This window comes from Changchengzhania lutea (assembly GCF_006974145.1).
Lineage (GTDB): Bacteria > Bacteroidota > Bacteroidia > Flavobacteriales > Flavobacteriaceae > Changchengzhania > Changchengzhania lutea.
Genome location: NZ_CP039456.1, coordinates 3,499,279 through 3,522,860 on the forward strand (window position 1 = coordinate 3,499,279; position 23,582 = coordinate 3,522,860).

At 32.6% G+C, this 23,582-nt stretch carries 16 protein-coding genes; 7 read left to right on the top strand and 9 right to left on the bottom strand.

Going from position 1 to position 23,582, the window contains the following annotated elements; translation table 11 throughout:
• Positions 1-254: 254 nt before the first annotated feature.
• The 3 genes from FAF07_RS15750 to FAF07_RS15760 are packed head-to-tail and all read left to right on the top strand — an operon-like array spanning position 255 to position 3,473.
• On the top strand, positions 255-1,949 hold the full coding sequence (locus tag FAF07_RS15750) for a carbamoyltransferase family protein (protein WP_142786009.1): 1,695 nt from the start codon (positions 255-257) through the stop codon (positions 1,947-1,949).
• Entirely contained in the window at positions 1,949-2,698 is a 750-nt protein-coding gene (locus FAF07_RS15755; protein WP_142786010.1) for a class I SAM-dependent methyltransferase, read from the top strand. Before FAF07_RS15750 ends, FAF07_RS15755 begins: the two co-directional genes overlap by 1 nt.
• 43 nt (positions 2,699-2,741) lie before the next feature.
• Positions 2,742-3,473 carry a class I SAM-dependent methyltransferase gene (locus tag FAF07_RS15760; protein WP_185956460.1) on the top strand — a complete coding sequence of 244 codons (732 nt, stop codon included), beginning with the start codon at positions 2,742-2,744 and terminating at the stop codon, positions 3,471-3,473.
• A 92-nt stretch (positions 3,474-3,565) separates the two neighbouring features.
• On the opposite strand, the gene FAF07_RS15765 is transcribed toward FAF07_RS15760, so the two are convergent.
• The 6 genes from FAF07_RS15765 to FAF07_RS15790 all read right to left on the bottom strand — a co-directional run bounded on the left by FAF07_RS15765 (position 3,566) and on the right by FAF07_RS15790 (position 11,239).
• Positions 3,566-6,235 carry a GNAT family N-acetyltransferase gene (locus FAF07_RS15765; protein WP_142786012.1) on the bottom strand — a complete coding sequence of 890 codons (2,670 nt, stop codon included), beginning with the start codon at positions 6,233-6,235 and terminating at the stop codon, positions 3,566-3,568.
• Between the two features lies 1 nt (position 6,236).
• The gene (locus tag FAF07_RS15770) at positions 6,237-6,884 is read right to left on the bottom strand and encodes a NeuD/PglB/VioB family sugar acetyltransferase (protein ID WP_246067725.1); all 648 of its coding nucleotides are present in this window, start codon (positions 6,882-6,884) and stop codon (positions 6,237-6,239) included.
• A 65-nt stretch (positions 6,885-6,949) separates the two neighbouring features.
• A complete protein-coding gene (locus FAF07_RS15775) occupies positions 6,950-7,579 on the bottom strand; it encodes a sugar transferase (protein ID WP_142786014.1) in 630 nt (209 codons plus the stop codon).
• A 139-nt stretch (positions 7,580-7,718) separates the two neighbouring features.
• Entirely contained in the window at positions 7,719-9,035 is a 1,317-nt protein-coding gene (locus tag FAF07_RS15780; protein WP_142786015.1) for a CoF synthetase, read from the bottom strand.
• Complete coding sequence (locus tag FAF07_RS15785) at positions 9,035-10,081, bottom strand: sugar-transfer associated ATP-grasp domain-containing protein (RefSeq protein WP_142786016.1); 1,047 nt, start codon at positions 10,079-10,081, stop codon at positions 9,035-9,037. Before FAF07_RS15785 ends, FAF07_RS15780 begins: the two co-directional genes overlap by 1 nt.
• Before the next feature lie 6 nt (positions 10,082-10,087).
• Entirely contained in the window at positions 10,088-11,239 is a 1,152-nt protein-coding gene (locus tag FAF07_RS15790) for a glycosyltransferase family 4 protein (RefSeq protein WP_142786017.1), read from the bottom strand.
• A gap of 341 nt (positions 11,240-11,580) precedes the next feature.
• Between FAF07_RS15790 and FAF07_RS15795 the strand changes: the two genes are divergently transcribed.
• From FAF07_RS15795 to tnpA, 4 genes are all read left to right on the top strand, one after another.
• Positions 11,581-13,431, top strand: coding sequence for a right-handed parallel beta-helix repeat-containing protein (locus tag FAF07_RS15795; protein WP_142786018.1), 1,851 nt, complete (start codon positions 11,581-11,583; stop codon positions 13,429-13,431).
• A 411-nt stretch (positions 13,432-13,842) separates the two neighbouring features.
• Positions 13,843-16,467: a T9SS type A sorting domain-containing protein gene (locus FAF07_RS15800; protein ID WP_142786019.1), complete on the top strand. Its 2,625-nt coding sequence runs from the start codon at positions 13,843-13,845 to the stop codon at positions 16,465-16,467.
• A 146-nt stretch (positions 16,468-16,613) separates the two neighbouring features.
• Complete coding sequence (locus FAF07_RS18605) at positions 16,614-18,206, top strand: right-handed parallel beta-helix repeat-containing protein (protein WP_185956461.1); 1,593 nt, start codon at positions 16,614-16,616, stop codon at positions 18,204-18,206.
• A gap of 432 nt (positions 18,207-18,638) precedes the next feature.
• Positions 18,639-19,091, top strand: coding sequence for an IS200/IS605 family transposase (gene tnpA, locus FAF07_RS15815; protein WP_142786022.1), 453 nt, complete (start codon positions 18,639-18,641; stop codon positions 19,089-19,091).
• Here the strand turns inward: tnpA and FAF07_RS15820 are convergent.
• The 3 genes from FAF07_RS15820 to FAF07_RS15830 all read right to left on the bottom strand — a co-directional run bounded on the left by FAF07_RS15820 (position 19,030) and on the right by FAF07_RS15830 (position 23,357).
• Positions 19,030-19,641: a phage tail spike protein gene (locus FAF07_RS15820; protein ID WP_185956462.1), complete on the bottom strand. Its 612-nt coding sequence runs from the start codon at positions 19,639-19,641 to the stop codon at positions 19,030-19,032. The two genes, tnpA and FAF07_RS15820, sit on opposite strands and share 62 nt — an antisense overlap.
• A gap of 208 nt (positions 19,642-19,849) precedes the next feature.
• Positions 19,850-20,188 (bottom strand): phage tail protein, encoded by a 339-nt coding sequence (locus tag FAF07_RS15825; protein WP_185956463.1) that lies wholly within the window; start codon positions 20,186-20,188, stop codon positions 19,850-19,852.
• Positions 20,189-20,561: 373 nt separating this feature from the next.
• Positions 20,562-23,357 carry a hypothetical protein gene (locus FAF07_RS15830; RefSeq protein ID WP_142786025.1) on the bottom strand — a complete coding sequence of 932 codons (2,796 nt, stop codon included), beginning with the start codon at positions 23,355-23,357 and terminating at the stop codon, positions 20,562-20,564.
• Between the last annotated feature and the right edge of the window lie 225 nt (positions 23,358-23,582).

Genomic DNA, 23,582 nt, shown 5'->3' on the forward strand with positions numbered 1-23,582 from the left:
CAACGGTATATCACATTTAGAAAAGAAATTATTTTATTAAAAATATTACAGATTTAGTAAAGAATCCTCGGGGCAAGCCCACGAGGCATTTAGCGGAAGAACGCTTTTTGATTGGATGAAAACCATCCGTTTTCAAACTTTCCTCTAAAATCGAGGCAAGCCTCGGGGAATTAAACCCAATGAGATTAAATGTCATAATTCTTAAATTAATTATAGATTTCTCATGGTTGTGAAGCAAAATATAGACACTTAAAATGATAATATTAGGATTAAATTATTACTTTCATGATTCGACGGCTTGTATAGTAAAAGATGGAGAGCTAATTGCCGCTATTGAAGAAGAACGCTTGAATCGTGATAAACACACGAGGTGTTTTCCAGTCTTATCCATAGATAGATGTCTTAAAATAGCAAACCTATCATATAGTGATATTGATCATATAGCAGTATCAATTAAACCAAGCCATAATTTGGGGAAAAAAGTTGTATATGGATTGAGCAATTTAAAAACGCTTAAACCCTTCATCAATCATGAATTAGTTCACAGTTATAATAAGCATAAAAGTTTTTGGAATTGGTTTGGCAAATATTGGAGTAGGCGATCAAAAGGACCACAGGTACATTTCATCGAACATCACTTAACCCATGCTGCTGGTTCTTTCTTTGTTTCGCCCTATAAAGAGGCTGCATTATTGGGTGTCGATGGATCGGGAGAATGGGCAACCACTTGGTTAGGCTACGGTAAAGCAAATATTGTTGAATGTCTAGGGCAAAGTTATTTCCCTCATTCTTTGGGGTCTTTTTATGAAGCTGTAACACAGTTTTGCGGATTTAGAACAAGCTATGATGAAGGAAAAACGATGGGTCTTGCGCCTATGGGAGATGCCTCTGTTTTTTTAGAAGAAGTTGATAAAATTATTTCAGTAAACGAAAACGGACAATTACTTTTTGATCTCACTTACTTTAATTATCAAAATATGAGTTGGCGGAGATGTTCAGAAAAATTTTATAAAATTTTTGGCCAACCTCAAAAAAATGGAGAGGACTTTAAAAAACATCATATGGATGTTGCAGCTGCTTTTCAACGCGTTTTAGAAAATAAAGTATTAGAAATCTGTGATATCCTTTATAAAAAAACAAAATCAGATTATTTAGTTATTTCTGGCGGAGTATCACTTAACAGTGTTATGAATGGTAGAATTGTAAGAGAAAGCAAGTTCAAGGATGTATACATTATGCCTGCAGCAGGTGACAGCGGTACCGCAATTGGAGCAGCTTACTTTCTTTACAATGGGATATTTAAAAAGCCTAGAAATTTTATACACATAAATCCATATGTGGGAACAAGTTATTCTAATGGAGACATTGAAAAAGTATTAATAGGAGCTAAATTAAGTTATGAATATTATCCTGATGTCTGCGAGGTTGGAGCTAAACTTTTAGAAAAAGGAAAAATAATAGGATGGTTTCAGGGCGCAATGGAGATTGGGCCTAGGGCATTAGGGAATAGAAGTATTCTTGCTAATCCAGCTTTTCCACAAATGAAAAACAAAATCAATTCTGAAGTTAAATTTCGTGAAGCCTATCGACCATTTGCACCCTCTGCATTAATTGAATCTAAAAACGATTTTTTTGATCTTGAAGTTGAGGCGCCATTTATGCTTAAGGTTTGTAATGTACTAAACGAAAAACAAAAAGTTATACCAGCAGTAACACATGTTGATGGAAGTGCAAGATTGCAAACAGTATCCAAGAGTTCAAATTTCAAATATTATAGTCTTATTGAAAAACTAGGAAATAAAACAGGTGTTCCGGTTGTATTAAACACCAGTTTTAACATTCAAGGAGAACCTATAGTAGAATCCCCACAAGATGCTATTCGATGTTTTTTTTCTACAGGGTTGGATTATTTGATTATTGGTGATTTTTTAATTTCTAAACAATTTTAATGGAGCTTAATAATATTATAGAAAATAGTTTTCCAGAGGATTTTGAAACGGAAGTGTACAAGGGTTGGTCCCAAGTTCCAATATATGCTACTAGGGCTGAAAAGTATGTTTTTGAAAAACATCTTAAGGATAATTCGTATAAAACACTCGAAGCTGGAACTGGAGGAGGAAGAATTGCATTTTTTTTAGAGGCAGAATTGCATTTTAAAAACATTACCGCTTTTGATTTAGTCCCTAAATTAATTGAACATTGCAAATTAAAAGCAATTGAGAGAGATTCTAATATAGAATTTTTATTATCAGATGTTTCAAATGTAGAGCATTTTGAAAACCAGAAATTTGAAAATATTTTATATACGGGACAAGTATTGTGCATGCTTCCTAAACACATGTTGAATGATGCGCTGTTAAAGGCCTATACCATTGGAGATACTAGGAGCTGCTATATTTTTACATTTATGGACTGGGATTCAAGGTGGTATAATCCAATATTGAGTTTTCTGATTAATTTTTACAGAACGATAACATTTCAAAAACTAAAGATATTTTATATACCCGAAGTCACACAAAATGCACGTATAAATAAAAACTTTTTTAATTCAAAGGGTTATAGTATTCTATGGATTAAAAAGAAACATGCAATAAAAAAATTAGAAGCTGCAGGTTTTCAAATAAAATCCACATATAGAGAATCTGAATTAAAAAATGGAAAAGGAAGCGTTCTTTTTTTTATCTGTAAAAAAATTTAAGAATAAATTTTACTCAATTGCCATTTCAATTAAAATCAAAAAAATGACAAACACATTTTCTAAAAAATTCGAAGAACAGGTTATTGATGCGTGGGGGAACAGAAAGGATTTAAGCAAGATTGAGAAATACTTGTTACCTAAATATTTAACAAATAATAAACTGAAAGTAGTAGAAGCAGGAACTGCCTCAGGTATTTTTTCTTTTTATATCGAAGAACAATTAGGGTTTAAAAACATTAAGGCCTTTGACCTTATTCCTAAAATGATTGAATTGGCTAGAGAGAAAGCTTTAGCTAAGAAGTCAAAAATTGATTTTGTACAGGCAGACGCCTCAAATTTAAATTGTTTTGAAAACAATTATTTTGATTACCTGGTATATCTAGGACAAATTTTATGCATGGTCCCTAAGGCGTATTTATCAAAATCATTAAATGAAGCATATAGGATTGGTAAAAAAGATTCTACATATATATTTAGTTTTTTAGATTGGAACTCACGTTGGTTCAATCCGATACTGAGTAAAGTCGTGAATTTAGTTAGATTTCTCAATGGTATCAAAACAGAAAAATATTATATCCCACAAGTAAAAACTGTTGATAGATCAATAAATTGGAAATTCTATAAAAAAGAGCAACATGGCATTTTATGGATAAAAAAGAACGCAGCAATAAAATTGTTAAAGAAAACTGGCTTTAAAATCGTAAAAATCTATGATGAGGAGGAATTAACCCATTATAGAGGGGTCGCATTTTATATAATTTGTAAAAAGGTGTAATGTAAGAAATGGATAATTTAAAATTAGGACATTACAAGACTAAATAAATCTAAATTTAAACATATTTGATTCAAATAACTTTAGAACAAAAATTATCGATTATGAAATCTATACAATGGGAAAAAATATTTTTCCATTTCTTCGATATGTATTTTAGCATACTCATCCGAATGATTTGAGCAAAGCAAATCGTAAATTTCATGATTAATTATTTTTCGACCCGTATAGAACATGATATCATCATCTTTTGGGAATAGCGACTTTTTGTGTTTATACAGCCCATCATTGTCCTTTAAACCGCCACCAAGCACATACCATTTATATTTATTGGTAATGGCCCACTTAATAACTTCTACTCTAAGGAAATCATTTGGTCGACAATGGTAGTAATTAGCATCTGTGCCTCCTAAAAACGCATATAGGGTATCATTGAGTTTTATGATTAGCTCAGTAGAAATAGTTTTATTTTCGTAATACGCAAAAACTATTGAAAATTCCGATAAATTATTAAATATTAAGTCCTTGAAATATTCTAAAGAGAAAAAATAGATATCTTTTGCATTATGCCGTTTCATGGTTTCCGTATAAATATAAAAAAATAACAAAATCACATCTTCCGTAATAGCATCTGCATCATAAATCTTAAATTCTAAATTAAAAGATTGTGCTTTTCTATAATTATTTCTAACTTTTGGTAAAAAAGCAGTCCATTGTTTTTCAAAATCATCATATAGTGCTCCTTTTACATTTACTAAAGAGCTCACTAGTAACCCCGAATAGCCTAAATAATTTTTATTTAAACTGAACCGAATAAATTCTGTGATTACACTATTTTCAAAATACCAGGTATCAATATGCTGCCAAAAGTATTTTATGTCGTTTTCCGTTGCCGTATTATTAAACAACGGACCACTATAACCGTAAGGGGTTATGGCATCATAATAACTTAAGATGTCTCCGTTATTATTTTTAATTGTTCTTAAAATAATTGGCATTAAAATTAAATCTGAGCCATTCTTTTTAAAAAGAAAGTATTTTAAAGAATCTGTTTCACTTCTAAAATAATTTAGATGTTCATATACATAATAAATGTTGTTGCTCCAATGTTGCTTTAATAGATCCTTATAATAAGCAATGTCTGATGTTTTTTCTAAGCACCTTACTTCAAAAGTATACGTATTTTCATCTGTGATTTTATGACTTTTAAAATCGGTGATAAGTATTTTAGACAATACTTCTGATAGCCATATAATTCGTCCACAGTGCTCTACATGCCACACGGGTTTTTCTTCTATCACATTACCCGCCAACATTGGTCCCATGATGTAAAGATCCTCTGTTGCTTCAAGTTTTTGATTTACATGAAATCCAATTTTTGATTCATTTGGCCGGCAATAGCCTTTATTGATAATATTTTTAATCAATGGTGGAATACGGTCACTCTGGAGATTGCTACTGCCAACACAATTGATCACTAAATGAAAATCATTTTTATAAATGAGTTCATTACCACTTTCAGTATCTAAATATTTTAATGAATAATCATGATGTTTATTTAAAATTAAATCACTAAACCTACCAGCAATATGGTTAAATCGATTCTCGATTTTTAGAGAATTAACAACATTTGAATAGTGTACACCAGCACACCGCTGTCTTTTCCCTATGTCATTTCCATAATAACATGCAAACTGTTCCAATTCATTAGGATCCAGTTTGTTGAGCAATGATCCGAAATAGGATGAAATTTTATCTACAGTTGATGCAGCGCCCAATCCAATATCATCGGAAAGATCTAAGTCTTTATAAGTTGCTTCAGCAATAGACTTTGCAGTTAAACTAGTTTCTTTTTTTAGAAGAGCTAGATTCATGGGTTTAAACTCTTTTTGTCTAATGATATCTATTTCTGCGTCCGGGACTCGTCCTTGAGTGGATAGGAATGCAAATTTAAGCTTATTTGAATTTCCCAGGATTTTTATATCATTAATTTTATAGAGCAATTCCAGCGCACTTGCATTAGCTCCTACTATGAGTACATTCGTTTCCTTTCCCTCTCGTTTTGATACAAATGATTTGATCTTACTGAGAACGGAACTTAATTCTGGCTGATATGGGTTATTAATGAACATGAAGTTATCTTCCTCAATCAATGCTTTATCTCTCCACAATTGTTTTGTAGGCAAAGATCCTACTGATAAAACTACTTTTTTTGAATTGATTATACCGTGATTAGCCGTATAAATATCATATTTACTATCCTTCTTATCCAAATCTATAACCTCATCAGAAATAAATGTTATTTGGACTAAGGCGTTTTCTTCCAGATCTTTAATCTTGTTCTTTAACTTTAAGTCGATATAGCATCCGAAAAAACGACGTGGAATAAAAAGTTCCTCCCAGTTATTATTGTCAATATCAGTTTTATTAGATTGCAGCCATTTTTCAGAGAGTTTTCCGCCTTCGGTTCTAAACTCTTCCAAAAGCCAATGTTTATTCTCATTTAACCAAGCTATAAAATACTGACGTTCTGGTTCTATTAAGAAATTTTTTAATGACGTAATCAATAAAGTAGAAAAACCAGATCTTGACCCATATGGAATACCCGTATTGAATTCAGAATATTTCTCAATTAGAGTTATTTGAATGGTTTTGTTTTTACCATTACTCTGCTCTAATAAATTCAAAAAATTTAGTAAGGTAAAAGACGTTGATATGCCTGAGCCTATAAATGTAATATCATTGAGATGTTTTGAGTTTTTCAAATTATTGGGGTTTTGAAGTTTTAATAATTCGCGCGGGATTCCCTACTACTGTAGAATAATCTGGAACATCTCTAATAACAACTGATCCTGCACCTATCAGTGTTTCTTTTCCAATTTCTTTAATACCAGTCATAACAGTAGCACCCATGCCAATATATGCGTTTTTTCTAACAATAATTGATGCACCAACATTTACTCCAGATGACATAAAAACTCCGTCTTCTAAAATAACATGATGAGCTATTGTGCTATCTGTATTAATCATGATATAATTACCAATTGTTGTATGGGGCATTACAATATTCCCAGGAAGCATGTAAACAGCTTCTCCTAATTTTACATCTGGTGCGATAGAAACCGTATGGTGGAAAAAACTGGGTATGTTATAACCTTCTTTTTTTAAATTAAATAAATACTGTGAACGTATAACATTTTGGCCTATTGGGCAATAAATATCAGTAATAATATTTTTAAACTTATTTGTAAATAAATCATGATATTTACCTAATACTGAAATCCCAATTACTTCTTTACCTATTAACTTTTCATCGTCATCTATAAAGCCTAGTATATCTATATTAGCTTCTTTCAAATATGAGGCATACACTTGGCCTTGAGTTCCCGCACCGATAATAACGGATTTATTCATAATAATTTGTTTGCTATAAAAAATTCATTTATTAATAATGTCAATAGACAATTTTTTGATAAATTTTAGGACTCATTCACTTGTTGCTTTCTTAAAGTGTCTAATGCAGGTTGAACTAATGATGGGTCGACAATTAGATCTTTTGATTTCAACACTTTATTTATTGTTTTAAACAAAATTGAAATATCAAGCTTTAGAGATATATTTTCGACATATTCAACATCTAGCTTCAATTTATTATCCCAACTAATAAGATTCCGTCCATTTACCTGTGCCAGACCTGTTATACCTGGCTTTACATCATGTCTTCTCTTTTCAATACTGGTATAATAGGGGATATAACGTGGGAGCAATGGTCTTGGCCCCACAAGGGACATATCACCTTTAAGCACATTAAAAAGCTGAGGGATTTCATCAATGGATGTTTTTCTAATAATTTTCCCAACTGTAGTCAGTCTCTCAGTATCTGATAAAAGATTCCCTTCAAAATCAGTCTTATCGTTCATGGTCTTAAACTTAATGATATTAAAATTTTTCTCATGTTGCCCTGGTCGCTTTTGTAAAAAGAAGGGTTTCCCGTCGTTCGCGAAAAATAATAATATTGTAGTTAATAACAATACAGGGGATAAAACAATTACAATTGCTAATGCCGCTATAAAATCCAATAGGGGTTTAAATGTCGATTTGTAGTTCATAGTATGTATATAGAATGGTAGGTAAAGCAATTTATATACCTCAAAGATATAATTATCTTTTACACTGTACGTTTTCTAATAACTAATTCCGATATCCATAGCTATTTTCCCGATGAGATTCCATTATGCATCGTAAATATTAGCTACTTTTCATCTTATTCAAAGTGGCCTTGCGTTTGCCTGAAGCAAGTAAAGGTATTTCGTCTACATATTGAATACTCAAGTTGGCGTCACTACCCAAATATTTTTTGAATTCTGTAAGCACTTGGTTTTCTTCATGAAATGTGTCTTTGGTATTTAATTTTAGTAAATATGTTTTTATAGCTGTTTGTACCAATTGACATTGTTTAATACCATGGAATTTATTGGCATTGATCATGATGAAAGATGACACCATCTCTCCTCGTGTGTTATAAATGACATCCGTTTTTCTGCCTTCAATAGATTTAAAAGCGGGTGGGGAAGAGGTGGCATCTAAAAGGCCTATATCGCCTGTGTCATATCTAATTATTGGGGTGCAGTAATTAAATAAATCCGTGATGACTATGCGTCCAGGTTGACCAGCGACCACGTGATTATCGTTTTTGAAATCAAGAACTTCTATGAAATAACTGGCCCAGTTAATTTCGAAATTAGTTGATTCGCCTATGTTTTGTTGTGCCAAAATACCGTTTTCCATGTTTGAATAACGCGATACGACAGGCGCACTAAAATAATACCCCATTTTCGCTTTTGTGTAATAGTTCAAATGTTCCGACATGGCTATGATCGATTTAACATTGACCTGTAAAGGGAGCATTTTTTTTTCATCAAGAAATTGGCAAAGTTGCTCAAATCCAGAGGCGTAGCCAATAAAACCTTTAGTGGAGCAATCCGTTTTAAGATATTTTATTAGCTTTAATAGTTTTGCATCCTGCATATTAAGGACTTCCACAGGTAAAATGTTCTGGAACCAGGTTTGCAATTTCCCCTTTTTATAATAGGGGTTCCAATGCCTAAGATATAATAGCCTATAACCAATTTTAAAACCGGCTTTTTGAGAAAAATAAATGGTATCTGCGGTATTTCTTATAATTTTTCCCTTGTCATGCTCAACAAACAAAGCAGCGCCAGTAGATCCACTGGTGGAAACGATTTTAGTTTTTTTATTCTTAAATACATTGGATTTAAAATCATCCGGGTATTTTTGTAAGCTATTTTTATCAATGATTGGAAAATCAGTTAACGACTTAAAACCGCCAAATTCTTTATAAAAATCAGTGGTTTGTGTAGCATGATTTAAAAGATTGTTCAAATTTATGGATCTTTGAACTTGGGCTTTTTTGGTATGATAGTGCTCTATGTGATAGTCAATATTATTTAAACTCTTTTTTATTTTAGACCCACGCAAATAATCCATACTCCAAAAACTGAAATAACGCAATCGTTCCAAAGCTCTTATAATTACGCACTTCATTATCTTTTAATTTCTTTTAACATCTCTTTAATTAATGGATGCTTACAGTAACCGCCATAGGCTACGTCGGTAATATGTAAACTTGGATTATGGTTGCCTTCAATGAGAAGGGGGCCATCATTTGTAATAGCCACATCCCATCCTACAATTCTATTTGGAAAGCATAGGTTTGCCCGTTTCGCCAGTTCACAAGCTTCAAAAAAATAAGGCACTTCGAATCCTTCTAATTTAAAATTGGTACTGGGATGCCTCATAAAAATTCCAGCGCCTTCTACGAGATCTTGTCTTCCTATTCCTTTCAGTTTTCCAGAGTTGGCATCAATCGCAATGTAGAACCCACCCGTATGCGTATTATCAGTTATATGTTCCCCTGTGCCAAAACGCATCACGCTAGACAGCACATGAGATTGACCTTTTGCATCTAAATACGTATCTATACGTAATGAGTTGATAGATTTTGAATGGATTTTATTAATTTCATCATGTTGCTTAATACATTTCTGGTGGATATAGCTATTTTTAAAAAGGATTTCTGAAAAGGATTCTATTTCATCTTTTAAATTAAATTTATTCAATATAAAACATCCATAACCACCGATACCATTTTTAGGTTTAAAGAATAATTCATCTATAGAATCAGTCTCAAATATTTTTTTTAACCATTCCAATAATTCCTCTATTTTGGTTATGGTGGTACTTTCGTTATTATAAAAAAATTGATTGCTATGGTTATAACTTAGTATTTCAGGAGTGGGAAGGTTGTTTGTTTTACAAATCAAATAAAATTGATATTTATCAATGAAAAGTTTGGATATTTCTGGAAAAACCATTTTTGGAGAAGTGATGATGCTATAAAACTCCTTTAATGACAAGTGATTTCTATAATTTTCTGCATCTTTTCTATATAAAAACTTTCTTAAATAGTCTGTTGGCGCTTCTTTTTTAATCCACCCATAGTGAAGCACCTCAAAGATAATTTTTAAAACACTCTTTTTATTGGAATCTTTTAAAAAAGGTTTTAAATGATTTATTCTAGAAAAATTCAATTTAATTTAATTTAATGAATTGTACTCATCTAGCATTGCATTCCAGACTTTTTTTCTTTCAAAATTTACTATTACATGTTCCCTAGCTTTTTTACCCATTCTTCTAGTTCCCTCTGGATTGGATAAAACATAGTGCATGGTTTTATAGAGAGCTTCGCTATCTTTTACGGGAATTACATAACCGTTAACTTTATCTTTTATAATTTCGTTACATCCGTTTATATCTGTAACAATACTTACTAATTCCATGGCGGCTGATTGCATGACCACATTAGGAAAACCCTCTCTGTAACTAGGGAAGGTTAGGGCATCTGCTATCGAAAAATAGGGTCTAACGTCATCTACCCAACCTGTGGAAATAATGTTCTTGTTATTGTTTATAATATCTATAGTTTCTGGAAGTAAAGGGTCCAGTTCATGTTCGTAAGTGCCCACAAGTAACAATTTAACATTTTTAAATGTCATATTAATTTTTCGAAACGCAATTATAAGTTCATTGATACCTTTATCTGCTACTAATCGTCCTGTGAAAATAAAAACAAAGTCCTCTTTAATATTTAACTTCTTTTTTAATGTCACTTTAGAGTCATCATTGAAGAGCGCGGGGTCAAAATGTGATGTATCAATACCATTAGAACTTCCGTTTGCTATAACTTTTAATTTACTTTTTTTAGTAAAATTATTGTCAAGAATTATATCTACTAAACCATAGGCATTTGGGTAAATTTTGGTAGCGCAACCATAGGTTATTTTCTCTACTGTATTTAATAGGATTCGCTTTAGCCCAGTAGCTTCCACTAAGGGCAAACCTGCTATGGTGTGCAGACGATGTGGTACCTTAGCAAATCGAGCAGCGATCATGGACAAGGTGCCTGCTTTTGGGGTATGTGAGTGCACAATGAACGGTTTTTCCTTTTTAAAAATCTTATACAACTTAAAAACAGCTACTAAATCTTTAAAGGGTGTAATTTTTCTCGTCATTATTATGGGAAAGGTAGAAACACCCTCTCTTACAGAGACTGCTTCTAATTCGTTCTTAGTACCTGGTGATGAGACTCCAATAACCTCGAAATGATTGGACATAAATTTTAATTGGCCTTGCAAAAGCCCACTTAAAGACTGGGGTACTGTAGTGATTCTAATGATTTTTTTTTTCATAATATATTTAAAATGCTATATAATAATGATGTTATCATTATTTATCAACAAATATAGTAAACCGTTCAGTTTATAATTAGTTTTGCACTTCTTTTAATCCAAAACATATTTTTTTTAATCTAAATAAGATCTAAGTCCTAAACTATTACGTACATATCTACTCAAAAGACTATTCAAGGTTACATTTCATCGATATAAAAAGTATTTTAACGAATATATTTTATTATTTGGAATGTATTTCATCGAAAAAAAATACGTTTTAACGATTTTGAATGGTTTTATTTATAGTATTGAACAATTAATAGCCCCTTATCTAAAAAATTATTAAAATTATTAAAATTATGAAATCTACAATTAAACCATTTTTATTAACATGTTTTGTCTTATTTAGTTTATTGTCTTGCAATAAAGAAGAATTGTTTACAGAAGACGCATTAGCAGAAATTATTACAGAAGAGGAAAACAACGAAGAAGAAACTAATGAGGATGTTGAAGAAACAGCAGAAACTGATTACACATTGCCTTGTGATTTTACTTTGAATGAAATTCAAGCAAACTCAACTATAATTATTAATTGCACATTAGACTTAAACGGAGAAACCATTAATTTGCCTCCAAATGTGACTATCGAGTATGAAGGCGGCGATATTATTAATGGTACCTTGAACTTCTCAGAGGGGTCTACAATTGATGGTAATATTTTAAATAGTACCTTAACTATTGGAGGTTCATCCCCGCAAATGAAAGATACCGCATTTCAGTTTGACCCTCAACGTTGGGGTATTGTGGAAGGTGTTGTTTCTGATGCAGTCGCGTTAAATAATAAAGAGATTTTAAATATAATTATTGCCCAAGCCCAAAGCATGGGTATAACCACCTTTGAAATAGATAAAATAGATGCTTATTTTGAAGTATCCTCTCCGGGTAATAAGCATCAAGAAGAAAACACAATTCTTATCCCATCGAATTTTCATTTCAAAATGGGAAAGGATTGTAACTTAAGAGTGCAACCAACCCATATAGAAAGGTCAGCATTACTAAGTAGTAGAGGAACTGAAAATGTAATCATTTCGGGTGGTAAGTTATGGGGCGATCGTTATACCCATGATTATAAAACGATAACTAGTAGGCACGGCTGGGGTCATGTAATGATGATTAGAGGTGTTCACAATGGTATTATAGATGGTGTAGAGATGCATGAAGGAGCTGGTGATGGAATTCAAATTGCAGGATTAGAGCATAGAAATAACGATGGTTCATTAAAATCCCATGGAAGAGAGTCAAAGAACGTTACTTTAAAAAATTGTTTAATCAACGATAATCGTAGAAACAATATCAGTATGGTTGATGGTACAGATATTTATATTGAATATAATACCATTAAAAATTCAGGTAGTGGAGATGATAGTTCTGAAGTTAGTTCAAATGGGACATCTCCGAGAGCAGGAATAGATATTGAGGCGTTTAAAAATAATGCCCCAGACAACAATTCTGTCTATGATTGGGAGAAAACAGAAAATATACATATTAGACATAATGTTTTTGAAGAAAATTATGCTGTTGATGTCGCACTTTACAATGGTGAAAAAGCATATGTTTATGAAAATACATTTAGAAGTAACAGAGGGATTAGTGCAGCATATAGTTATAATAATAAAATTTATAACAATCGTTTTGAAAGACCAGAAGGCTTAATGTCTGGTTCAGCAGCAATAAAATTAGAACCACGTTATTGGGGGAATGGAACCCATAGAATTAAGGATTTTGAAGTAAACAATAACACGTTTACCGGATATCAATTTGCAATTGTAGCAGGAGGTCAAGGTCATGAATTTAAAAACAATATAATGACTAATTGCCAAAGAGGTATTATATTAATTGTTTCTGAAGATCTTGAATTTGATAATAATAAAATTACAAGTAACGTGGACAGGTCATATGGTTATTATACATTTTCAACAGAATTATCTATAAAAAATTGCTTAATTAAAAATGGAGAAACTAATGTAGAAAACCGTGGACTATATTTTTATAATAATAATAATGATGAAACTGGAGATATCACAATCGATAATGTAACCTTCAATGGAGGAATTTCTTTGAATGCTGCTCAAAATGTTACTATCAAAAACAGTGCTTTTGACGAGATAAAAATCGTTGATTGTGAGCCAATACTAATTAATAATAATTGATAAATAATTATTAAATAAAAAAAGCCGTTAGGAACAGCAATTCCTAACGGCTTTTTTTATTAATTTAATATATAAAAATCACTTATTCTAGCGATAACAATTTCGTGCCTTTTCTTAGAACTTCACTGTATCAATATTTAAAAAAATATAATAGTATTAAATGTTAAAGTTAGAAATAAATCATAAGAATCCACCTTCAAAAAATGTGTTTTTTTAAACATAATTACTTGATTTACTATTAGTTATTAACAATTGTTTATAAACGAGCTAATCTAAAGTATATTTGCATCTCTAATTTTTAAACGTCTAAACTTTACATTGCCTCGTATATACCTTGAAATCCAATAGGAAACTTTAAAAATTTAAATTTATCGAAATTTTTATCTCTCAAAAAAATAAAAAAATCCCTTTATGAAAACTATTTACTTCCTATTATCCCTAGGCATATTTTTTATAAGTAACAAACTTACAGCTCAACAAACTACATATATCCCAGATGACAATTTCGAGCAGGCGCTTATCGACTTAGGTTATGACAATATTTTGGATAATTATGTAGCAAAAAATAATATTATTACTATTACTGACTTAGATATTAGATTTAAGGATATTTCTGATTTAACAGGTATAGAATCTTTTACTGGGTTACTATTTTTAAACTGCACTTTTAATAACCTAAACAATTTAGACCTAAGCAACAATATTTTATTAAAAGAGTTGCATTGTGGCGCTAATAGTATTAGAAGTTTGGATTTAAGCAACAATACCGCCCTCACATATTTAGATTGTGGTTTTAATAAACTAGATGTGTTAGACCTTCGGACCAATAAAGCCTTAACTGGATTATACTGTGATTACAACAACCTAGTTAGTTTGGATGTTAAAAATGGTAATAACACAAATTTTATATATTTTGATGCAAGCAACAATTCTAGATTAACCTGTATAGAGGTTGATAATGCAACTTACAGTCGCACAAATTGGCTTAATAAAGATTCGACCTCAAATTATTGCGATGGCGGAGATGCTGGTGTATCTACAGAACTTACCTATGTCCCTGACAATAATTTTGAGAAGGCCCTAATAGCATTGGGTCATGATGATGTTTTAGACGATTATGTACCTACAAACAATATCAGTGGTGTTACGGTTCTAGACGTTTCTGATAGAGGTATAGAGGATTTAACAGGTATAGCATCTTTTTCAGATTTGACAACTTTAGATTGTGGAAAGAACAACTTGACCAATTTGGATCTGAGTGGCAATACATCATTGGCATGGCTAAATTGTGCGGGAAACAATTTGGGCAGCTTGGATCTGGGCAACAATATATCCTTGTTCTATTTAAACACTGCCTCTAACAGCCTTAGCAGTTTGGATGTAAGTAACAATCTACTCTTGATAAGGCTATTCTGTAATTACAACAACTTGCTCAGTTTGGATGTTAAAAATGGCAACAACACAAATTTTACGGCCTTTAATGCGACAAACAATCCGGATTTAGCATGTATAGAGGTTGATGATGTGGCCTATAGTAACTCGAACTGGTCCAATAAAGATGCTGCTTCAAGTTACAGTACTGATTGTGGTGGTGGAGATGGTGGTGGATCTGAAGAGCTTACCTATGTTCCTGACAATAATTTTGAGAAGGCTCTAATAGCATTGGGTTATGATGATGTATTGGACGATTATGTACCTACAGGCAATATCAGTGGTGTTACGGTCTTAGATGTTTCTGATAGAAGTATTGAGGATTTAACAGGTATAGCATCTTTTTCAGCTTTGACAACTTTAGATTGTAGAAAGAACAACTTGACCAATTTGGATCTGGGCGGCAATACATCATTGGCATGGTTAAATTGCTCGAGAAACAATCTGGGCAGCTTGGATCTGGGCAACAATATATCCTTGTTCTATTTAAACACTGCCTCTAACAGCCTTAGCAGTTTGGATGTAAGTAACAATCTACTCTTGATAAGGCTATTCTGTAATTACAACAACTTGCTCAGTTTGGATGTTAAAAATGGCAACAACACAAATTTTACGGCCTTTAATGCGACAAACAATCCGGATTTAGCATGTATAGAGGTTGATGATGTGGCCTATAGTAACTCGAACTGGTCCAATAAAGATGCTGCTTCAAGTTACAGTACTGATTGTGGTGGTGGAGATGCTGGTGGATCTGAAGAGCTTACCTATGTTCCTGACAATAATTTTGAGAAGGCTCTAATAGCATTGGGTTATGATGATGTATTGGACGATTATGTACCTACAGGCAATATCAGTGGTGTTACGGTCTTAGATGTTTCTGATAGAAGTATTGAGGATTTAACAGGTATAGCATCTTTTTCAGCTTTGACAACTTTAGATTGTAGAAAGAACAACTTGACCAATTTGGATCTGGGCGGCAATACATCATTGGCATGGTTAAATTGCTCGAGAAACAATCTGGGCAGTTTGGATCTGGGCAACAATATATCCTTGTTCTATTTAAACACTGCCTCTAACAGCCTTAGCAGTTTGGATGTAAGTAACAATCTACTTTTGATAAGGCTATTCTGTAATTACAACAACTTGCTCAGTTTGGATGTTAAAAATGGCAACAATACAAATTTTACGGCCTTTAACGCGACAAATAATCCAGGTTTAGCATGTATAGAGGTTGATGATGTGGCCTATAGTAACTCGAACTGGTCCAATAAAGATGCATCTTCAAGTTACAGTACTGATTGTGGTACATCTGTAATAGCAAAATCTTCTAACTCTAAAAAAGCAAACTATAATAACTCTTTAAGTATAGAACAATCAGAAATAAATAATTTCAGATTATATCCAAACCCAGTAAAAGACGTTTTGAATATATATTTAGCAAAAGGATTTAAAATAAACCAGGTTTATATTTATAATGCCTATGGCCAGCGAGTCCTTTCGGCTACTACAAATAGAATAGACGTAAATGGACTTAGTGGTGGTATTTATTTAGTAGAAATTGAAACCACACAAGGGAAATCTACTAAAAAAATAATTATAGAATAGTTACACTTAATTTTTATTTAATATAATAATTACAATTTATATCAAAAGGCTAAAATTTGAATTTTATCGTATATAAATAGAAATCTTATATTTTAGTTCAAAACTTTAAATTTATTTAAAGATTTAACTCTCAAAAAAACAAGAAAATGCTTAAAAAAAGAAACATCATTGTAATATTAATCGCTATGCTAATATTACCAAGTTATAGCTTATTTGCCGACGCAATAAATGAAATTGATGATTTATTTTTAGAAATAAAAAACTCTGGCGGTTTACAAGATCATGTTTTTAAGTTTGACCCTAAACGTTGGGGGATTGTTGAGGGTAAAGTATCTGATGCGGTGGCATTAGAAAATAGAATCATTCTTAATAGAGTAATTACATTAGCGAAAGAAAACGGTGTAACTGTATTTGAAATTGATGAGATGGATGCTTATTTTGAAGTATCCTCCCCAGGAAATAAGCATAGAGAAGAAAACACAATACTTATCCCATCGAATTTTCATTTCAAAATGGGAAAGGGTTGTAACTTAAGAGTGCAACCAACTCATATTGAAAGATCAGCATTGCTTAGTAGTAGAGGAACCGAAAATGTAATCATTTCGGGCGGAAAGCTATGGGGCGATAGATATACCCATGATTATAAAACAATAACAAGTAGACACGGTTGGGGTCATGTCATGATGATTAGAGGTGTTCACGATGGTATTATTGATGGTGTAGAGATGCATGAAGGAGCTGGTGATGGAATTCATATAGCAGGATTAGAACATAGAAACAATGATGGTTCATTAAAACCACATGGAAGAGAGTCAAAGAATGTTACTTTGAAAAATTGTTTAATAAATGACAATCGTAGAAACAATATTAGTATGGTTGATGGTACAGATATATATATTGAATATAATACCATTAAAAATTCGGGTAGTGGTGATAATAGCTCTGTAGTTAGTTCGAATGGCACGTCTCCAAGAGCAGGAATAGATATTGAGGCTTTTAAAGGGAACCCTTCGGACAACAATTCTGTATGGGATTGGGAGAAAACGGAAAATATACATATACGCCACAATGTTTTTGAACAAAATTACGCTGTTGATGTTGCCCTATATAATGGTGAAAATGCTTTTGTTTATGAAAATACATTTAGAAGCAATAGAGGTATCAGTGCAGCATATAGCTATAATAATAAAATATATAACAATCGATTTGAAAGACCGGAAGGTTTAATGTCTGGTTCAGCAGCGATAAAATTAGAACCTCGTTATTGGGCAAATGGAACACACAGAATTAAAGATTTTGAAGTAAATAATAACACATTTACTGGATATCAATTTGCCATTGTAGCAGGAGGCCAGGGCCATCAATTTAAAAACAATGTAATGACTAATTGTCAAAGAGGTGTTATCTTAATAGACTCTAAAGACCTTGTGTTTGACAATAATAGTATTTCAAGTAATGTGGAAAAATCATATGGTTATTATACATTTTCATCTGAAAATTTAATATATGATTCAATAATCCAGAACGAAAAAATCAATGTACAAGGTAATTCGCTACAATTTACAAACAATAACCTAACAAGCAATGGGACGATTCTTATTGACAATGTAGATTTTATTGGTGAAAATGGTGTTGGAAAGATCAGATTCACTAATTCAAAAAACATAACAGTTAAAAACAGTAAATTTAGTGCTATTAAGATTGAAAATTGTGTAGTTGAACTGAGCAATAATAATTAATGAACAAAATAAAAATACTATTGATAAAATTATTAAGAATCTGAAAATTTTTTCTCTGAGTAATAATTAATTAGGACTATCCCATAAAGTGTGTAAATAGGAAAAATAACATTTCAGATTTTAATCTAAAGAATTCCTCGTAGCTTACGGGGGTTTAGCTCAAAAGTTTGAAAAACGGAGAGTTTTTTAAAACACTTTAAAAAAGTGTATATTGGATTTATGAGCGATCATATTCATAAGCGTCATAATAAAAGTTTACTATTTTATCATTTAGTATGCCCAATAAAGTATAGGCGTTCAGTTTTGACGGAACAGGTTAATTCTAGTATGCTTTTGATATGTTCAGAGCTAGAGATTCGGTATAACATTTATTCGCTCTCAGGTTTAATACCTCGAGGCTTGCCTCGTTAATTATTACTATTTTGTGACTCGATGTCACAGAATAGTAAATATATCCATAAAAGTCATAATGTTACAGTTTTACTGTATCATTTTGTAAGTATTGCAAAATATCGTAGGGTAGTTATAACAGATTCAGTCGATAAAGTTATAGTTGAAATTTGTGATGATATTGAAAAGCGTTATAAAGTTAATTTTTCAGGAATAGGAACAGATAAAAACCACGTTCATTTTTTAATTCAAAGTGTTCCTTCTTATAGTATCACAAAAATAGTTACTATGATAAAAAGTATTGTAGCAAGAGAAGTTTTCAAGCGTTGTCCAGAAGTAAAAAAGCAATTGTGGGGAGGAGAATTTTGGGGTAAAGGTTATTTTGTAAATACGGTTGGTCAACATGGGACTGAAAAATTGACAGCAAATTATGTCAAGGAACAAGGTATTGAAAAGGATTATAAAAGTTTGAAAAAGAATAATCAATTGAAATAAAATACCCATCAGGGTCAAATACAGAATCCCGGAGCTCGTCTATGTTTCTTAAATTCCTACGAATCCTGTTATAATGAACCGTCCTATCATACCTTTCAACAGTTATATTATCATCTAATTCGCCTAGGCCTCCTAAAACTTTTGTAATATAATTCACTGTTAATTTATCGCCCACCTTAATCGAATATATATAAGGATTTGACAGACTTTGGGTAATATTTAATATCCTCGTTTGATATTCAATTTCAAAATCATCATCCTTCACGGTCACCAAATCCCCTACGTTTAATTGAATAAGATTTTCTCTTAAATATGGGTGGTGCGGCAATATGGAATAAATAACATTAGGTTTACTGTTTAAATTAATATATTCTGTCGCTTTGACGAGTAATTCAGCCTCTGTATTATCTATGTAAATTTGAGGCATAATAATATCGTGCAGCACATATTTATCTCCAATTTCGGGTTTAAGCGTTGCGTTTGGCAGTACCAATCCGTTCTCATCTTCATAGGATATAATCTCGAACTGTTTTAAAACACTATTATTCAAAATCATACCCCGCTAGATCCCCGGTATTGAGTGACCTTTGCTTTTACCCCTGGCATCAGTTGATCGTTTACATTAAAATCAATACCAGAATAAATATAAATTCATCAGAACCTAACGACGTAATTGTGCCCTCTCTATGTGGATAAATATCATCGAAGGTCTACACCTTCAATGATCCCAAACAAACCAGTGTTCTGTTCAATGATCTTCAATCTTTTACTGCCATAATCATTTGTAATGTTTCGCTCTCCCCCAAAAGCATATACAGCCGTGTCACCAAACTTTTGTCTGATATTTTTTGGCGCTCTATATTTCTTAAGCCTTGTTTGAATTCAAACATAAGGCCTGTGTCTACTTCAATTTTGTCCACAAAATCAATTGTAGTTCCATCGGTTGAGAACTGAAACTCTTTACCGAATTCACTTGATATCTGCTGCAACACCAACAAGCAACTGGAATTAGAAAAGTTTATGTTTTTAACATCCGTTGCGGGCACGGTTCCTAAGTGGTAAAAAGATCCCCCTGCAAGCCTATTAAGATTTACCACAAGCAGATTGGCAAATTTCTATAAATCACCTAACAAAAAGAACTCTCCTTGGCTATCCAATAAATAGATGGCGTTTAATAATCTATAGATATCGCTACCAACTCAAGGTTATATTGAATTTGGTTGGTCTGGATTTTCTTGACCGAAGGTTGTTTAAAAATGGTATATTTTTTCCCTCTCCAATTAATATAATCACCTATCTTAAATTCATAATAATGCTCTAGTGTGAAATTAGATTGTATAACATCCTCTCCCTGTAATTCTTGTTTGAGCTGTGTGTTGTTATCAATTTCTAATGATAAGAATTCGTATATACCCCCTGTATATTATCATATTATTAATTCTTGCGGATTTTTAAATTGATTACTTAAAATCAATAAGCTATCCAGCTTGTTCCGTTATAGTATTGTTTTTGACTTGTTTCATTATTATCATAAACAGCACCAAATTTAATTTCAGTATAATTATCTAAACCGCCTGTTGTTGGCCTTTGAGCCGTTGTACCAGATTTACCGCCTGTGTAAACTTTTCTGAATTGTTCATCAGTTGGTATGTACATAACGACATCATTTGCTCCTGGAGGTGTCACAAAAGAGAATGTACTGCCTGTGAGAGTATAGTCTGTTGTCAACACCTGTAAACTATTGTTTACCAATAGTTGATACCCTGCTGCTGGAATTCCTGTAACCGTCCAATCTGTTTCTGTGCCAGTAAATGTTGCATCAGATGCTGTTTGAGCAAAATCCGCTCGTTCGATAAAGAATTGTTCTTCAGAAAAAGTATCTCCATTCTGTCCAAACCATTCTACCACTATACTGGTTTCAAGATTTGAATTTCCAGAAGTGTCATGTCTGGCAGCTATCATAAAACTAGCATTGCCAGACTTGGGATTTGTACTCAACTTTGGGTCGCTAAAATACCACCCAGATTCACTTGCGCCAATTGCTATAGGGCTGTTCCTGTAAGAAGGATTGGATGTATCTAACCAAGTCTCGGCAAACCCAGATCCTTGACTAGTTGAGTTTGGTACAGATATCTTTACCAATCCGTTTACATTTGGAACATGAATTTTAAAAGCTTCATCGCCATCAATTGTACCACCCAAACTACTAAAACGTACAATAGAGCCTCTTATATCAGGTTTCGGCATATTCGATTGAATATCAAAAGTGCTAATTGAACCATAGTTAATATTAATTTCATTTTTATCAAACGAAGAAGGGTAGTAGCCAAAAGACATGCGTCCTATATTGTTAGGATATTTTGTTCTTACATCTGGTTGAATAAGCCATCTGTTGTTATTTATTCTAGAACCTTTACCTGTTAAATTAATAATTGTGGCACTACCATCACCTCCAACGTCGTTAATAGATATTTGATTAATGATCTCATTATCTTCAAAAACGACATCTTCCAAATCAATTAAAATCCTTGCCATTGAAACTCCAGTAAAAGCAGGGTCTGCTTCATCTAAAAAGTTTGCGCTCATGGCATCAACATAGATAAAGTTATTGCTAACAATACTTTTTCTTACTGTTCCTGCTGCATAGTAATTTCTAACGTCTTGCATCTTTAATATAATAGGAGAAGAAATTACTCCTACACTACCATCTACATTATAAGCTATAATTTCATTATTGATTTTAAATATATTACCACTAAAAGTTGATCCTCCCGCATTTAAATCAACTGTAGAATTAATGAAGGTGTTGTTTAAATAACTATTGTTACCGTTTACTTCGGGGTCAACATCTTGAGGCTCAAACAAACTATCATCAATAAAAGTCGTATTTCTAACTGTTGAGTTAAACGTGCCCCAATGCGGTGCTAATCCTGCACCTCTATTACCTTCTATAGTACATCCCTCAAATAACCAAGAATCTTGATGCCGCCCTTCCATATCGACACCTGCATAAGGAGATGTTCCTAATATTCTACCGTCTACCAATGATATTGTACGACCTGTAAAAGAAAAATGACTATTATAGACTTTACAAAAATCATAACTTACAACGCTCATACCTTGTCTATAGTTGTACAGGGCTTTACAATCTCTCATAACACCACCTTGTCCTACTTTACCACCACTTCTCTTGCCAATATAAAATCCGTCCATAACACAGTTATTGGATTCAATATTTTCTAAGATAAAATTATCAGAAGAATAAATACCAAACCCATGTTGAATATGATAAGGATTATAATCTATTAGATAAGGGTCACGGTAAAGTACGTTTCCATCGTATTTTAAATTATAGATAGAAAGATTATCACAATCTCTAAAGTCGAATCCTTTATTAGATGTTATGTTAGTTTGATTTGGATTTGCAATAATAGTAGAGCCGTTTCCCAGTATTGTTAAATTGGTATATCCGAAAAACTCAAAACCTTGTAGAACCCCTATAGATGATGGTTGACCAAGATCTGGTCTAACATTACCATTACCCGTATAAGGAGTATCGTTATAAGTATAATCTGGATTTGTTCCGTCGCCCTGCATCATTTTTGCATTATGCGGAAAAGCCCACGTCGCACCATCTACTGGCAAAACTGCCATTGAATTCTGTATGGCAATATGGTCTGGGAGCGCACCATTTATAGTTGCACCAGATAATAAATGTGCATTTTTATTGAGACCGAACCACTCTAGGTGCACAATTTTGTCCAGGGACTCTCCAGTTATAGTGCCAGATTGGTCAAAGTACACGGCATTAGGATTTCCATCTGTACTGAAATCACCTAAGTTTATCGAGGTGAAATTTGTTAATTTGCCACCCCCGTCCTTTAGTGTGATGTTGTAAGCGGAAAGGTCTATGACCGCACCTGCACAATCAATATCGGCTTGCAGTTCCCATATTTTACCAGCATTCGCACTTTGGTCTCCTGTTATGTCGCTCACATCATTAACAATATGAATATTTGGATTGGCAACAGCTACCTCGTAAGCACTATCGACGTTCACACCGCTTCCGCCTTGCTCGACGACCTTTACTTTGCTTGCCAGCTCATCAATAGAGTTATAACCCGCTTGTGAAGATTTTGTTCTGTCATCTAGTTCCTTAATCAATTCAGCAACTTCTGTTGCCGAATATTGATTGTTGTTCCATTCCCTTATCGTTTTTTGTACCATAATATTATCTTTAGAAAATTCCTGTTTTAAATAAATCATATTCGAATAATGATTCTTTTATTTTTTTCTGGTTGCCGTTAAAAAACAGAGTTGACCCGAACAAAAAATCTGTAAAAAGACCAACCTGACTAAAGATGTTTAGGTATATGGTAAACTGAATTTTCTCTTTCTCAATTTTTACCGAAAAGCCATTGGTTATAAAACATTTATAATCAACATTTTAGAGGTCAGTATATAAATACTTATTTTTAGACTTAATAAATA

Bases quoted from the DNA above. Each gene is read 5' to 3' on its own strand.
- FAF07_RS15750 (WP_142786009.1), top strand. From the start codon at position 255: ATGATAATATTAGGATTAAATTATTACTTTCATGATTCGACGGCTTGT.
- FAF07_RS15755 (WP_142786010.1), top strand. From the start codon at position 1,949: ATGGAGCTTAATAATATTATAGAAAATAGTTTTCCAGAGGATTTTGAA.
- FAF07_RS15760 (WP_185956460.1), top strand. From the start codon at position 2,742: ATGACAAACACATTTTCTAAAAAATTCGAAGAACAGGTTATTGATGCG.
- FAF07_RS15770 (WP_246067725.1), bottom strand. From the start codon at position 6,884: ATGAATAAATCCGTTATTATCGGTGCGGGAACTCAAGGCCAAGTGTAT.
- FAF07_RS15775 (WP_142786014.1), bottom strand. From the start codon at position 7,579: ATGAACTACAAATCGACATTTAAACCCCTATTGGATTTTATAGCGGCA.
- FAF07_RS15780 (WP_142786015.1), bottom strand. From the start codon at position 9,035: ATGAAGTGCGTAATTATAAGAGCTTTGGAACGATTGCGTTATTTCAGT.
- FAF07_RS15790 (WP_142786017.1), bottom strand. From the start codon at position 11,239: ATGAAAAAAAAAATCATTAGAATCACTACAGTACCCCAGTCTTTAAGT.
- FAF07_RS15795 (WP_142786018.1), top strand. From the start codon at position 11,581: ATGAAATCTACAATTAAACCATTTTTATTAACATGTTTTGTCTTATTT.
- FAF07_RS15800 (WP_142786019.1), top strand. From the start codon at position 13,843: ATGAAAACTATTTACTTCCTATTATCCCTAGGCATATTTTTTATAAGT.
- FAF07_RS18605 (WP_185956461.1), top strand. From the start codon at position 16,614: ATGCTTAAAAAAAGAAACATCATTGTAATATTAATCGCTATGCTAATA.
- tnpA (WP_142786022.1), top strand. From the start codon at position 18,639: ATGTCACAGAATAGTAAATATATCCATAAAAGTCATAATGTTACAGTT.
- FAF07_RS15830 (WP_142786025.1), bottom strand. From the start codon at position 23,357: ATGATTTATTTAAAACAGGAATTTTCTAAAGATAATATTATGGTACAA.